This is a genomic window from Mycobacterium sp. E735 (genome assembly GCF_001666955.1).
Taxonomy (GTDB): Bacteria; Actinomycetota; Actinomycetes; order Mycobacteriales; family Mycobacteriaceae; genus Mycobacterium.
In genome coordinates this window covers 1-12,375 of sequence record NZ_LZIX01000244.1, presented here as the reverse complement: position 1 = coordinate 12,375, position 12,375 = coordinate 1, and the positions used below count along the sequence as shown (strand labels likewise).

Genomic DNA, 12,375 nt, shown 5'->3' with positions numbered 1-12,375 from the left:
GGTCGTGCCGAAGCTCTACCCCGTTGGCTACGCCAGCAAACGGCCCCTGAGGACGACGGAGCGTCAGGCCGCCGAGCGAGGCCCCACCTTTGCGAGGGGCAGGTGCAGCACCACCGCGGTCACCGCAACCGCCTCGTGCTCATGATTGGCGAGCAGAGCCGCATTCTCCGGCAGCTGGCGGGAGTTGATCTCTCCGGACGCGATGCGCCGCAGGACGTCGTGGGCCTGGGCCAACTGGTCGCGCTTGCGGTACTGGCCGCCGGGAAGTTTGACGCCGGCCCAGACTCCGTACTCCTCGCGGTGCGCGATGGCGTGTTGGGCGCACCGTCGCTGCTGCGCCAACGGGCAGCGGCGCAGGCACTGGAGACGCGCCTCGACGGCCGACCGCTCATACGCGCGGGCCTTCGCCGCGCCGTCGCCACCGTCGTCGTCGGGGTAGCCGAACCACAGTTCCGGGTTGGCAGCGCACGGGTGTCCCATGTCGGTCTCCTTGGTCGAACGTGAAACGTAGGCAAAAGCGTATACACAGACGGGTGCGGTGCGCAAGAGAAACGTGACGGAAACGTATATACGTAGCGATACGGGACCGGCTGTGTAATATCCGGCCTATGGCCGGAGCGTGCGGTGAGCCGTGAATCGGCCGGCGCGGCCATCCGCGCTTTGCGAGAGTCGCGCGACTGGTCCCTAGCCGACCTTGCCGCCGCGACCGGAGTCAGCATCATGGGGCTGAGCTTCCTGGAGCGCGGTGCCCGCAAGCCACACAAAAGCACAGTTCAGAAGGTTGAGAACGGGCTGGGCTTGCCGCCGGGCACCTATTCTCGCCTGCTCGTGGCGGCCGATCCGGATGCGGAACTGGCGCGCCTGATGGCCGCGCAGCCGCCTGCCGCCGTCCCCGCCAGGCGCAGCGGGCCCGTGGTCGTGGACCGTCACAGCGACACCGAAGTGCTGGAAGGGTATGCCGAAGCTCAGCTCGAAGCGCTCAAATCGGTCATCGATCGGTTGCCGGCGACAACATCAAACGAATATGAGACGTATATTCTGTCTGTGATCGCTCAGTGCGTGAAGGCAGAGATGCTGGCCGCCGGTTCCTGGCGGGTCGCGGTGAACGCCGGCGCGGACTCCACGGGCCGGCTGATGGACCACCTCCAAGCCCTCGAGGCGACGCGGACCGCCCTGCTGAAACGGATGCCGACCAGCTTGAGTGCCCGGTTTGACCGGGCGTGCGCGCAGTCGGCCTTGCCCGAGGCCATCGTCGCCACGCTGATCGGTGTCGGCCTCGACGAGATGTGGGACATCCGCAACCGGGGGGTTATCCCGCCCGGAGCGCTCCCCCGCGTGCGCGCGTTCGTCGACGCCGTCGAATCGGGAAACCAACAGGGCGAGGGGCCGCAGTGAATCAAAGCGAAATCGCGCTTTTGAGCCGCGCCCACGACCTGTTCGCCGGCGGCACACGGCAGCCGCCGCTCGACGCGGGCGCCGCGCACTACCGCAAGGTGCTGCTCGGGGCTGCCGGGGCGAACGACGGATTGGCTCGCGGCTACCGGTTCGCCGCGGAACACAGCCGGCAACGGCTCGGCGCCGCCGCGGCCACGGACGCCGCGATGGCGGGTGTCATCGCCGGCGCCGACCGGGACCGGGCCCAGGCCCGCGAGCTGACCCGAAACGTCGTCGATGAAGCCCGCGCCGAACCCGCCGTCATTTCGGCGACCCCGATGGCCCAGCGCGAAGCGATGCGCCGCCGCGCGGCACGACTACGGGCGCAGCACGCCCATGTCGTGTCGGCCCGGCTGCGGGCTCGTCGGCGCCTCGCCGAATTACGTGCGCTGCGCTACCAACTATGGCGCCGGCGCGCCGCGGGATTGGGCTTGACCGCGCGGGCGGCGACCGCGGTGCGCGCTGCCCTGTCGCGTCTGGGTTGCCCGTACGTGTGGGGTGCGACGGGGCCCGACCAGTTCGATTGTTCGGGTCTAGTCCAATGGAGCTACGCACAGGCGGGAATTCACTTGGACCGCACCACTTATCAGCAGATCAACGACGGGATGCCGGTGCCCCGCTCACAGGTCCGGCCCGGTGATCTCGTCTTCCCGCACGCCGGACACGTCCAGCTGGCCATCGGAAACGATCTGGTAATCGAGGCGCCCTACGCGGGTGCCTCGGTGCGGATCAGCCCGCTGGGCCCCCACGTCGCTATTCGCCGACCGCTATGACGAACAGGGTGAGCCGATGACGGAACAAAGCGGACCTTCGGTCGCCGCGATACAGGCGCGCCAGTCGGCGCTCGCCGGCCAGCACGGCACGGTAGCCGACGCCGACCGCGTGCTGGGAGAAGTGCTCTCTAGTGCGCACGCCGCGATGCGCGAAGGCGCCCGTCGACTGGATGCCATCGCCGAGCAGCTCGACCACGCCACCGCGCACCAGGCGAGCCTCGCCGTCGACACCCCGATGGGCGCGCGCGAGTTTCAGCGCTTTTTGCTGGCCAAACACCGCGAGATCACCTCCGTCGTCGAGGACGCGCGCGAACTCAGTCGAGCGAAAAAGGCTGTGCTGGAAGCGCTTCGGGACCAGTACAGCGCCGGCGGCGGCTAGCAGGCACGGTCGCAGTGTCGTCCACAACCGCACGGCACGGTGAATTGTCGACGTCCGAACGCCTGGGTACGGTCGTCGGGCATGGAGAGGTCGCAACGCATCCCGCACGCATTTCGCGTGACTGCAACCGTGGTCGCGTAGCTGATGTCGGCGCATGAGGAGCTTCTCGCGGCGGTGAAAGATGTCCGAGACCGCACCGGTGACCCGAACGCGTGGCAGGCGGGCCTGTCGCCCGGTGAGCTGGCCGCCGTGATCACCCCGACGACACGTCCCGAACAACTCCAGGCGATCGCGGGGAAGATCCGCCAACAACTCGCGGCTCCGCCGGATCGAGAGAGGGGTGAGGCGGCCGAAGCCATCGCGCACGCCGAAGCAGCCCTCGCCCACCAGAATTCGGCCAGCTCTCAGCTGGACATGCAAGTGATCACGGCTATCCTGAACGCCCATCTCAATGCCGTCGATGGCAGCGAGGCGCTGACGAGGTTGCAGCAAGACACGGAAGCCGCGGTCCGAATGCGATCGGACCTCGACACCCCGGCAGGCGCACGCGACTTCCAGCGCTTCCTGATCGGCAAGCTCCGCGACATTCGCTCGGTGGTCCTCAACGCTCGCCTCGACGACACGTCGAAGTCGGCACTGATGGCCGCATGGACGTCGCTGTACGACGCATCCAAGAGTCCCGACGAGCGTGCGTCGGACCGCGCGGTTGGCACCGATGCGGAAACCGCAGCGTCGACAGGGGACTCGGACTGGGATCCGCTGCTGGACTCGTTGCTGGCCGACGACCCGGGTCTGGCGACCGATGACCTATCGGGCACGGGTACCCCGGAGGCCGGGACCGCCCCGACGGCGCCCATCGCTCCCGTGCCGCCGCCGATGCCCAGCGTCGCTCCAGGCCTGCCGAGCTTCGGCGCGACACCGACCGGACTGCCACTTCCCGCGCTGGGCGGTGAGGAGAGAACGGACCCGATGCTGCGAGGCCTCGACGACGAAGGCCCGGTGGACCCCTCCGAGCGGCCGGATCCGAAGACCGAGTCCGCATCAGACGAACCGGGCGACCAGCACGACGACGGTGGTCGGGAGGCGGCCGCGGCCGAGAATGAACCGGCGGCGGCCGGTCCCACCACGGTGACCCTGCCCGACGGCGAGTCGGTGACGGCCGCGAGCCCCCAATTGGCAGCGGCGATCAAAGCCGCGGTCGGCGGAGCGGCGATACCAGATGCGTTCCAACAGCAGGGAATAACGATTCCGCCCCCGGGCTCCGCGGTCACCAACCCGATCGAGCCGACGCGGGTGAGCCCGGCGGATATCGGGATCTTCATCGACCGGCATGCTCTTGCCCTCGGTCCAGGTAAGGCCCTTCTCGACGGCCAAATTCAAGACATCGCCACCGTGACCGGGCCAAGCTTTCTAGGCTGGGAGCATCCGCCGGCGCCGGTCGCAGCCGTGACCCCGCCGACGAGACCCGATACACCCACACCCACGCGGCCGGCGACTTCGTCGACCACCTGACAATAGTGATCTCGCCGGTTTTCGCCGGCGGCCGGGAACAGGAGACAGCGGATGGCAGATTCGATCCATGTGGTACCCGCGCACTTGCGTCAAGCCGCCGCGCGCCACCAGGAAACCTCCGATTACCTGCGGACGGTGCCTTCGTCGCACGAGGCGATCCAGGAAAGCCTGGATTCGCTCGGGCCGATCTTCGGTGAACTTCGCGACGCCGGACGGGAACTGCTCGAGCTCAGGCGCCAGTGCTACGAGCAACAGGCCGCGGACCACGCCGACCTGGCGGACAAACTGACGGCCTCGGCGGCGATCTGGGAACAGCACGAGCAGGATGCGGCTCGCAACCTCGGCGGCATCGCTGACCGCGGTCGATGACGGACGCGAATCCCGCTTTTGACACCGTTCATCCGAGTGGGCACATCCTCGTCCGCTCTTGTCGCGGCGGCTATATGCACAGCGTTGCGCTGAGCGAAGAGGCGATGGAGACCGACGCCGAGACGCTGGCACGAGGCATTCTGCTGACCGCCGACGTCTCTTGCCTCAAGGCATTGCTGGAAATCCGCGACGAGATCGTGGCCGCCGGACACACGCCCTCGGCCGAGGTTCCGACCCCGCGAGACCTCGACGCGGCGATCGAGAAGCTACTGGCACACAAACTGCGTCGCCGCAACAGGGCCATCTAGCCGGTTCGCAGGGCTTACAACAGCCACGTCTTGGCCGCCTCGGGATCTGGAGCGATATCGGTGGGCGGCTCTACAGGGTTGGGGCCGAACAACTCTCGCGCGCGGGCAAGCAAGGCACGCACTTCATCGAGTTGCTGCTGCAGCGCAGATTCAGCCATGTCCCCACGCTACCCAGGCCCTCACACCTGCACAATTCACTCACCGAATAAGCCATCCATCAAATACCGGTACCCTTAACCGGTGGCGATCTTCGGTCGGATGACGGCGCGCCAGCGCCTCCGGAGAGCTACCCGGGAATCACTGGCGATGCCGGCTTTCAGCTCTCCCATCGATTGCACCCCGTGGGTGATCGGTGGACTTTGGCCTGCCGAACTGTCGACGGTGACGGCCGAAAACGCCACGCTCGCAGAGTATCTCAAAGCCGACCTGCAGCGGATCGCCGAAAGCGCGAACGAGCAGCTGAAGATGATCAAGCGCGCGGGGTTGGCCGACCTGTCCCGTCAGGCGGAAGAAGCCCGCGTGGTCGATGAAGCGCGCGGCCGCGCCGTGCGGCGAGTCGAGTCGACGATGCGCCAGCTGCACGCGGTGAAGAGCGGAGTGAGCGCCGGATATCCCCGCAGGCAGCTCGCCGAACCGCCGCCACCGGACATGACGCAGACCCGAATCCTTCCCGCGGTCAGCGGCGCCAGACCTTCCGAAGCGCCCACCAGGACGACGAGTAGGCCGCGCTGGCGGGTCGACAAGCCGGCTCCCATGGTGCCGGACCCCGGTGCGGTCGAGCCGGGGCCGCAGCCGGAAACCACTGCACAAGAGGTCGCGGCGGAGGTTGCCACCGCCCCGAAAACGCCGGATATGGACGAAACGCAGGTCATTCCGAGCGTGACTGACGTGGAGCACATCGTCGAAGCGCCGGCCGATCGCGCAGAGCCCGGCCGGGAGCCCGTCGCCGACGGTCGTCGCCAGGTGGCGGTGCAGGAGCCGACGCCGGAGCGGGATGAACCGGATTCGGCGGCGGACACCGACGCCGCGGTGACCGCGATCGAGGAGACGCAGATCATTCCCGCGATCACCGAAGTCGAGCAGGTCGCTGACCAGCCGCTCGAGAGCGTGCCTGCGGCGGACTGGGAGCGCCCACCCTTGCTCGATGAGCCGGTTCGCCCCCATTTCGAGAAGGACGAATCAGCGTTCGATGAGGACGAATCAGCGTTCGCCTCGACGGAGGAGACGCAGGTCATTCCCGCGTTGACCGAGGTCGGTCCGGTCGTCGAGCCGCCGGTTGCGACCCCGGCGGCCGAGTGGGAGCCGGTTTCCAACGGCCGCCACCATGTCGACGAGGAGGCGGCGCCGGGCCCGGAGGCGCTGCCGGCTGAGGAGGCGGAGCCCGCCGACGCCGCACCGGCGGCTTCGATGGAGGAGACCCAGGTTATCCCGGCGATCACCGAGTCCCACCCTGTCGTCGACGAGCCGACGGACAGCGGTCGCCATCACGCTATCGTCGACGAACCCGTCGCTGCGCGGGATGAACCGGAGCCCACCCACCTACCTCGCGAAAAAAGTGTCACTACAACGGGTTTCGATGCAGAGCGGCTGAATCGACTGCTTGAGTTCGTGGTCCGCCAAGAGCCGCGGCTGAATTGGGCGGTGGGCGACCTTCCGGACGGCGCGACCGTTCTGGTAACCGATCTGGCCCACGGCTGGATACCGGCGGGCATCAACCTTCCGGCCGGCGTGCGGCTGTTGGGGCCCGAGCGTCGCACCGGCAGGGTCGCCGCGTTGATCGGCGACGCTGCGCGCGTCGTGACCTACGCTCCCGGTGATTCGCTGCGCCGCTCGGCGGACTTCGCGACGACGAAGTCGTCGGTCGAGCCGCGGGAGCTGCCCGCGATCGAGGACCTGGGCAGAGTGCTGAGCGAGACCACCCGCCGGTTCGACGGACTCCCCCGCATTGTGCAGAGGCTCGCGGATGCTGCTGCGGCCGAAGCCGTCATCATCGACCAGGAGGTCGACGTGCTGCGGGTACACCTCGATACGGCGCGCTATCAGCTCCTGGTCCAGTATCCGGCCGTGAACCCGGCACTCCTGCTGAAGTGTTTGCTGATGGCCGCAACCGAAGGCCTCGCGAGTGGAGACCCGGTTTCGGCGAACTACCACCTCTCCTGGTATCGGAAACTCGTCGCCCCGATACCGGGCGCGTAGCTCCGACGCGACGCGCTTTCGTGGCCTGCGAGTTTGAATTGACGCTGGTTGGAGGGGTCGACATACTGTGATCGTGTCGGATTCGGGCGGTCGCGCGAATCTCAGCGATAAGGATCTCGTCGAATCAGTTCTCCGCGAATTGAGCGCCGCGGCCGACAAGTGGGAAGCCCTCGTGGCCCAGGCTGAGGCGGTCACCTACAGCGTCGATCTCGGTGATATCTATGCGGTGGCCAACTCTGATGGCCGGCTGCTCAAGCTGACTCTGCACCCGGGCGTGATGACGGGCTATGCGCACGGTGAGCTGGCGGACCGGCTGAACCTTGCTATCTCGGCGCTGCGCGAAGAGGCCGAGGCCGAGAACCGGGCGAGTTACGGCGGCCCGCTGCACTAGCCGCGCTCATCGACCGGCGCTTGGCTGGGATGGGCGCCGGCTCTCTTCGCGCGTAGCCGCGCTCATCGACCGGCGCCGGACGGGCCCGCGAAGGCTTGCGCGATCTCCAGCCAACGTTGGGCGTCGGGCCCGTCGGCAGTGATGTCGAGGGCGCTGAGCGGGCGCCGCTGGGTGACCAAGAAGCAGAAGTCTTCCGCCGAACCGGTGACCCGCTGCGTCGCGTCAGGCGGCCCCCAGGTCCAGGTGTCCCCACCGGGTCCGCGCAGTTCGACCAGGAAGGGCTCGGCCGGGGCGGGCAGATTGTTGACGGAGAAGGCGTAGTCGCGGGTGCGCACCCCCAGGTGAGCAATCGACCGCAACCGATCGGTCGCGGCCCGCTTGATCCCCAGCGCATCGGCAACGTCCAGTCCGTGAGCCCACGTCTCCATCAGCCGAGCGGTAGCCATCGAGGCCGCGCTCATCGGCGGCCCGAACCAGGGAAGTTTGCGTCCGGCGGGAACCGTCAGGAGCTCCTCATGCAGCCGGCCCCGGGTGGCCCGCCAGTCGGCGAGCAGTTCGGCCGGCGGTAGAGCTGCCAATTCCTCGGCGCCCGCGTCGACGAAGCCCGTCGGGTCGGCGGCCGCGGCCCGGAGCGCGTCGGCGAACCCCGCCTCGTCGGTGACCGAGGTCAGCGCGACCCGGTCGGTCCACAACAGGTGGCCGACCTGGTGGGCGATCGACCATCCCGGCGCGGGCGTCGGGTCGGCCCAGCGGTCGGCCGGCAGCGGCGCGACCAGGGCATCGAGGTCGTGGCTCTCGGCGCGAAGGTCGGCCACGATCGATTCGGGACCCGCCATCATTGCCTCCGCTCGTCGGTCGCCCCCGCCGGGGAACGATTATTCGCCTGGTCGCCGCGCCGGCCCAGGAAACTGTGCATGGCCAGCCCGGCCAGGTAGAGCCCCGAGCCGAACAAGGCGAATGCGGGCGCATGCCCGTCGGCGGGAATCAGCGCCGCGGCCACCGTGATGGAGGCGATGAACGCGACCCAGAACAGCGCGTCCTGCACCGCGAAGACGTGTCCACGCAGGGCGTCATCGACGTCCATCTGCATCGCAGAGTCGGCGCACAGTTTGACCACCTGCCCGGTCACACCGAGAAAGAACCCGCACACCGCCATCACCGGCAGCAGTAATCCCGCTCCCGCCACCTCGATGCCCGCCGACGCCGCAAGCGCACCGTTCACCGTCGCGTAGCGGCCCCAGCGCCGGACCGCCGGCGGAGTGAGCACGTTGGCCAGGAACGCCCCGAGGCCGGCGGCACCGAAAAACACCAGCGCGGTGCCCAATCCCCCGGCCTGCGGGTCTCTCATGTGGTGGACCAGCAGCAAGACCAGCAACGAATTGATGCCGATCACCATGCGGTGGGCGGCCAATCCGGACAGGGTGGCGGCCACCGTGGGCCGCTGCGCCACCGTGCGCGCGCCGTGCAACCAGCCAGTGATCACTGCGTAGAAAACCGGTCCGTGGATTGCCCTCTTGGTGTCGTCCGGGCCCAGCACGCGGGCGCCGAATCGCAAGGTCAGGAGCAAGGCGGTCGCGACGGGGACGCCGGTGAGAAAGATGATCGCCGAGGCGCCTTTGTCCCCGGCGCCGAACACGAACCGGGGCACGAGCATGAAGTTCGCGCCGATGAAGGCGGCGATCGCCCCCGACGCGTTGGCCACGGCGTTCATCGTCACCACCTGTTCGCGCGGCACGACGTGCGGCAGGGAAGCCGACAGCCCGGAGCCGACGAATCGGGCCAAGCCGTTGGCAAACAACGCGCCCAACAGCAGCGGCAGGTCGCCTGCTCTGACCGCCAGGATCGTGCCGATCGCGGCGATGAGGACGAGGCGGCCGGCGTTGGCGCCGACGATCACCAGCCGCCGGTCCCAACGGTCCATCAGCGCGCCGGCGAACGGACCCAACAACGAGTAGGGCAGGAACAGCACCGTGAACGCCCGCGCGATCGCCATGGGATCGGCGGCTCGGTCGGGATTGAACAACAACGCGCCGGCCAGACCCGCCTGAAACAGCCCATCGCCGAATTGACTCGCCATGCGCACTTGCAGCAACCGCCAGAAGTCCGGCAAACCGCGCACCGACCGCCAGATTTCGGCGGGTGCGCTTGAGTGCATCCGGGATTGGATCACAAAACCGACTTCCACGATTAGGGTCTAGCAAGCTCGTCACGGCCCGAGCTGACTTACCAACAGTACAAATATTTGCGTCCCGCGCTTGATTCCCCCGGGCGGCAAGTGCTGGATGCGATGATGGTGTGGTGCCGCCGCCCGAGGATCCAGAGGACTATGTCGCGCCGGCCGCGCAGCGGGTGCGGGCGGGGACCTTGTTGCTTGCCAACACCGATCTTTTCGAGCCGACGTTCCGGCGCAGCGTCATCTACATCGTCGAGCACAACGACGGCGGCACCCTGGGAGTAGTGCTCAACCGCGCCAGCGAAACGGCGGTGTACAACGTGCTGCCGCAGTGGACCAAATTGGCCGCCAAGCCGAAAACGATGTTCATCGGCGGCCCGGTGAAGCGCGACGCGGCCCTCTGCCTGGCGACGCTGCGGGTCGGTGCCGACCCCCAGGGTGTGGCCGGCCTGCGGCACGTGGCCGGCCGGGTGGTGATGGTCGATCTCGACGCCGACCCCGACACGATTGCGCCCGTGGTGGAGGGGGTGCGAATCTTCGCCGGCTACTCCGGCTGGACCATCGGTCAGCTGGAAGGCGAGATTGAACGCGACGACTGGATTGTCTTGTCGGCGTTGCCATCTGACGTTCTCGTTGGGGCGAGGTCCGATCTGTGGGGGCAGGTGCTGCGTCGCCAGCCGCTGCCGCTGTCATTGCTGGCGACCCATCCGATCGACCTCAGCCGCAACTAACGCCACTCCCCCACGCCCGGGGGGTCCGCGCTAGCTCAGTGGCAGGACTGCGTGCAGCCGGAGCAGGTACCGGTGCACGTCGGCGCCGCCGCTTCCTGCTGGAGCGCGAAGCGCGCGCTTTGCCACGACCCGGCGGCCAGCGTTCCGAAGGCGCCGGCTACGCAGACGATCACCACCACCAGCGCGGTGTGCGGCGGGGCCGCCAGCGCCACCACCCCGCCGGCGGCCAGCATGATCGCCGCCGCCAGTTGCGCGGGGGCCACCGATCGCAACGCCAACGCGGTGGGATCGACATGTTGGCCGCGCGCGAGCGACCACGTTCCGAACCCGGCCGAAGCCACCGCCGCGCATAAGCACAGCACCCCCGCAATCAGCATGGCCTCACAATACGAGCCCGGCCGCCGGTTCGCTCAGCGGGCTCCAGCGGTGCCGCGGGACCGCCCTAGTGCTGCAGAAACGAGAAGTTCGGCAGTGGGGGCAGGCCGGGGACCAGCGTCAACAGGTTCGGCATGGGCTGGCGGCTGGGCACGGGTCCCTGTACCGGCAGGCCCGTCGGAGCCGTCGCCGATGTCTGCCGCAGCGGAGCCGCGGCGGGCGCCTGCCCGAGCGGCGGGGTCGCCGGAACCTGCGCCACCGGAGCGGTCGCCGGAACCTGCGCCACCGGAGCGGTAGCCGGTACCTGCGCGACCGGGGGCACCTGCGCGGCCGGGACCGGGGCCGGGGCCAGCCCGACCGGCGAGGCTGCCGGGGTCTGGACCGGCGCGGGAACGGGAGCGCCGGGAACGGTCACCCGGAAGCCGTTGACGATGGCGTCGGTGGCGGGCGCGTCGGCGACGGCCACCGCACGGTCGGTGGTCACGGCGAGCGACACCAGGTACTTGTCGTTCCCGGAGGTGGCGATGACATGGCGCCGGGAGGTGTTCAGCAGCATGTCGCCGTCGCGGTACGTGCCTTCGACGATCGACGACGGGAAGCCGCCGAAATCGGCCATCGAGGCGTTGGTCGGTTGCCAGGCCAGGAGTTTCTGGCTGTCGACGTAGCCGTGGCTGATCGCCTCGCGGGGGTCGAAGTTGCCGACCAGCTTGTACACCACCACCTGTGCATTCGAGGTGTAGATGCTGCTGCCTTGCCGGTCGGCGATCACCGCGAACGCGTCGGGCACGTTGGGGTCGGGCACCTGGGTCCAGCGGGCCGGCACCGGCAGGGTGATGTCGAGCGCCTTGAGCCCCTCGGGCTTCTGCGCCTCGAGCTTGACTCCCTTCGACTGGAGGTAGTCACGGATCGTTCCGGAGGCGGCCGGGGTGACGGGGGGCGGTGCGGGTGCGCGGATGGGTGCCGGTTTGCACGGCGTATTGCTCGGCGGGCAGCCCGAAGGAGTCGAACCCCAACGCGTGCAGAACGTTGCGCCCGGTCATCCGGAAGTAACGGGCGTAGACGTCGGTGGCGATGTAGCCCAGCGGGTGGCCGACGTGCAGCCCCTCCCCGGAGGGATAGGGAAACATGTCCTGCACGAACAACTTGTCGGCGGGAACGGGGGTGCCGTCCGCCGGGGCCAACGATCCGACCGGGTTGGGCACGTTGAACGTGCCGAGCTTGGCCCAGTTCTCCTGCCACGTGCTTTCGATACGGCCCGCCAGCGCCGCGGTGTAGCGATGCGTCGGCGCGTCGGAGTCCGGCTGAACGGCGCCGGGGTTGCTCTCGGCCGCAGTGGTCGGGGAGTCGGTCACCTGAACAGGGTATAAGGGAACCCCGGCCCGCCCGCCGGGCCACAGGATGGTCTCGGTTCCGTTGCGCACCGATCAGAGGTTCATCCCAGGTCGATTTCGAGCCTATTCACGGCCTTTGACCTGTAGTTACAGTCGGCCTCTGACAAGCCTGCTGGCAGTGCGCCATTGGAAGGACCGAGGCAGATGATCGAGATCGTCCCCGCCCGCCGTGCGCTCCTCGGGGGTATGGTCGCCGGACTGATCGCCACGGCGGTCGTCACGGGCGCCAACGCGTCAGCTGACCCGGTGCTTCCTGCCCCGTCGCCCGTTCCCGGAGGTGGCGATGACATGGCGCCGGGAGGTGTTCAGCAGCATGTCGCCGTCGCGGTACGTGCCTTCGACG

14 protein-coding genes and 4 pseudogenes are annotated in these 12,375 nt (G+C 68.5%); 10 read left to right on the top strand and 8 right to left on the bottom strand.

The features are described from left to right. Window positions 1-63 precede the first annotated feature (63 nt). Window positions 64-480 carry a WhiB family transcriptional regulator gene (locus A5704_RS20035; RefSeq protein WP_067756218.1) on the bottom strand — a complete coding sequence of 139 codons (417 nt, stop codon included), beginning with the start codon at window positions 478-480 and terminating at the stop codon, window positions 64-66. A 144-nt stretch (window positions 481-624) separates the two neighbouring features. Between A5704_RS20035 and A5704_RS20030 the strand changes: the two genes are divergently transcribed. From A5704_RS20030 to A5704_RS20005, 6 genes are all read left to right on the top strand, one after another. Further along, entirely contained in the window at window positions 625-1,395 is a 771-nt protein-coding gene (locus A5704_RS20030; protein ID WP_067756216.1) for a helix-turn-helix domain-containing protein, read from the top strand. After that, complete coding sequence (locus A5704_RS20025) at window positions 1,392-2,207, top strand: C40 family peptidase (protein ID WP_067890655.1); 816 nt, start codon at window positions 1,392-1,394, stop codon at window positions 2,205-2,207. The genes A5704_RS20030 and A5704_RS20025 overlap by 4 nt, the downstream gene beginning before the upstream one ends. A 16-nt stretch (window positions 2,208-2,223) precedes the next feature. Then, window positions 2,224-2,586 (top strand): DUF4226 domain-containing protein, encoded by a 363-nt coding sequence (locus A5704_RS20020; RefSeq protein WP_067756208.1) that lies wholly within the window; start codon window positions 2,224-2,226, stop codon window positions 2,584-2,586. A 144-nt stretch (window positions 2,587-2,730) separates the two neighbouring features. Next, on the top strand, window positions 2,731-4,098 hold the full coding sequence (locus A5704_RS20015) for a DUF4226 domain-containing protein (protein ID WP_067890652.1): 1,368 nt from the start codon (window positions 2,731-2,733) through the stop codon (window positions 4,096-4,098). A 51-nt stretch (window positions 4,099-4,149) separates the two neighbouring features. Then, entirely contained in the window at window positions 4,150-4,467 is a 318-nt protein-coding gene (locus A5704_RS20010) for an ESX-1 secretion-associated protein (RefSeq protein WP_067756202.1), read from the top strand. Continuing rightward, window positions 4,464-4,775 (top strand): DUF2694 family protein, encoded by a 312-nt coding sequence (locus A5704_RS20005; protein WP_067279683.1) that lies wholly within the window; start codon window positions 4,464-4,466, stop codon window positions 4,773-4,775. Before A5704_RS20010 ends, A5704_RS20005 begins: the two co-directional genes overlap by 4 nt. Window positions 4,776-4,789: 14 nt before the next feature. Here A5704_RS20005 and A5704_RS28880 read toward each other — a convergent pair whose 3' ends face one another. Next, window positions 4,790-4,933, bottom strand: a complete 144-nt coding sequence (locus A5704_RS28880; RefSeq protein ID WP_167374087.1) for a hypothetical protein — start codon at window positions 4,931-4,933, stop codon at window positions 4,790-4,792. Window positions 4,934-5,015: 82 nt separating this feature from the next. Here A5704_RS28880 and A5704_RS29845 point away from each other — a divergent pair. The 3 genes and pseudogenes from A5704_RS29845 to A5704_RS19995 form a co-directional block, all read left to right on the top strand. Further along, window positions 5,016-5,355: pseudogene (locus A5704_RS29845) on the top strand (hypothetical protein); the annotation flags it as partial. Beyond that, a complete protein-coding gene (locus tag A5704_RS20000; RefSeq protein WP_369828479.1) occupies window positions 5,343-6,971 on the top strand; it encodes a DUF5631 domain-containing protein in 1,629 nt (542 codons plus the stop codon). The pseudogene A5704_RS29845 and the gene A5704_RS20000, both read left to right, overlap by 13 nt. Before the next feature lie 70 nt (window positions 6,972-7,041). Beyond that, entirely contained in the window at window positions 7,042-7,362 is a 321-nt protein-coding gene (locus A5704_RS19995; protein WP_369807431.1) for a DUF2710 family protein, read from the top strand. Between the two features lie 62 nt (window positions 7,363-7,424). Here A5704_RS19995 and A5704_RS19990 read toward each other — a convergent pair whose 3' ends face one another. Both A5704_RS19990 and A5704_RS19985 read right to left on the bottom strand, forming a co-directional pair. Continuing rightward, complete coding sequence (locus A5704_RS19990; RefSeq protein ID WP_067890670.1) at window positions 7,425-8,198, bottom strand: TIGR03084 family metal-binding protein; 774 nt, start codon at window positions 8,196-8,198, stop codon at window positions 7,425-7,427. Next, complete coding sequence (locus A5704_RS19985; protein ID WP_067756199.1) at window positions 8,198-9,517, bottom strand: MFS transporter; 1,320 nt, start codon at window positions 9,515-9,517, stop codon at window positions 8,198-8,200. Before A5704_RS19985 ends, A5704_RS19990 begins: the two co-directional genes overlap by 1 nt. Before the next feature lie 140 nt (window positions 9,518-9,657). Between A5704_RS19985 and A5704_RS19980 the strand changes: the two genes are divergently transcribed. Then, complete coding sequence (locus A5704_RS19980) at window positions 9,658-10,266, top strand: YqgE/AlgH family protein (RefSeq protein WP_156670136.1); 609 nt, start codon at window positions 9,658-9,660, stop codon at window positions 10,264-10,266. A gap of 35 nt (window positions 10,267-10,301) precedes the next feature. Here the strand turns inward: A5704_RS19980 and A5704_RS19975 are convergent, their stop codons facing one another. The 4 genes and pseudogenes from A5704_RS19975 to A5704_RS29840 form a co-directional block, all read right to left on the bottom strand. Continuing rightward, complete coding sequence (locus A5704_RS19975) at window positions 10,302-10,643, bottom strand: hypothetical protein (protein ID WP_067756197.1); 342 nt, start codon at window positions 10,641-10,643, stop codon at window positions 10,302-10,304. 65 nt (window positions 10,644-10,708) lie between these two features. Then, window positions 10,709-11,605: pseudogene (locus A5704_RS29640) on the bottom strand (LpqN/LpqT family lipoprotein); the annotation flags it as partial. Beyond that, window positions 11,580-11,993 (bottom strand): annotated as a pseudogene (locus A5704_RS19965) (class I tRNA ligase family protein); the annotation flags it as partial. The pseudogenes A5704_RS29640 and A5704_RS19965, both read right to left, overlap by 26 nt. A 309-nt stretch (window positions 11,994-12,302) precedes the next feature. Beyond that, a pseudogene (locus tag A5704_RS29840) lies at window positions 12,303-12,375 on the bottom strand (hypothetical protein); the annotation flags it as partial.

Excerpts from the sequence above, each read along its gene's own strand:
- A5704_RS20000 (WP_369828479.1), top strand. The coding sequence starts at position 5,343 with ATGCGCCAGCTGCACGCGGTGAAGAGCGGAGTGAGCGCCGGATATCCC.
- A5704_RS19990 (WP_067890670.1), bottom strand. The coding sequence starts at position 8,198 with ATGGCGGGTCCCGAATCGATCGTGGCCGACCTTCGCGCCGAGAGCCAC.
- A5704_RS20010 (WP_067756202.1), top strand. The coding sequence starts at position 4,150 with ATGGCAGATTCGATCCATGTGGTACCCGCGCACTTGCGTCAAGCCGCC.
- A5704_RS20035 (WP_067756218.1), bottom strand. The coding sequence starts at position 480 with ATGGGACACCCGTGCGCTGCCAACCCGGAACTGTGGTTCGGCTACCCC.
- A5704_RS20020 (WP_067756208.1), top strand. The coding sequence starts at position 2,224 with ATGACGGAACAAAGCGGACCTTCGGTCGCCGCGATACAGGCGCGCCAG.
- A5704_RS20005 (WP_067279683.1), top strand. The coding sequence starts at position 4,464 with ATGACGGACGCGAATCCCGCTTTTGACACCGTTCATCCGAGTGGGCAC.
- A5704_RS20015 (WP_067890652.1), top strand. The coding sequence starts at position 2,731 with ATGTCGGCGCATGAGGAGCTTCTCGCGGCGGTGAAAGATGTCCGAGAC.
- A5704_RS19985 (WP_067756199.1), bottom strand. The coding sequence starts at position 9,517 with ATGCACTCAAGCGCACCCGCCGAAATCTGGCGGTCGGTGCGCGGTTTG.
- A5704_RS19975 (WP_067756197.1), bottom strand. The coding sequence starts at position 10,643 with ATGCTGATTGCGGGGGTGCTGTGCTTATGCGCGGCGGTGGCTTCGGCC.
- A5704_RS28880 (WP_167374087.1), bottom strand. The coding sequence starts at position 4,933 with ATGGCTGAATCTGCGCTGCAGCAGCAACTCGATGAAGTGCGTGCCTTG.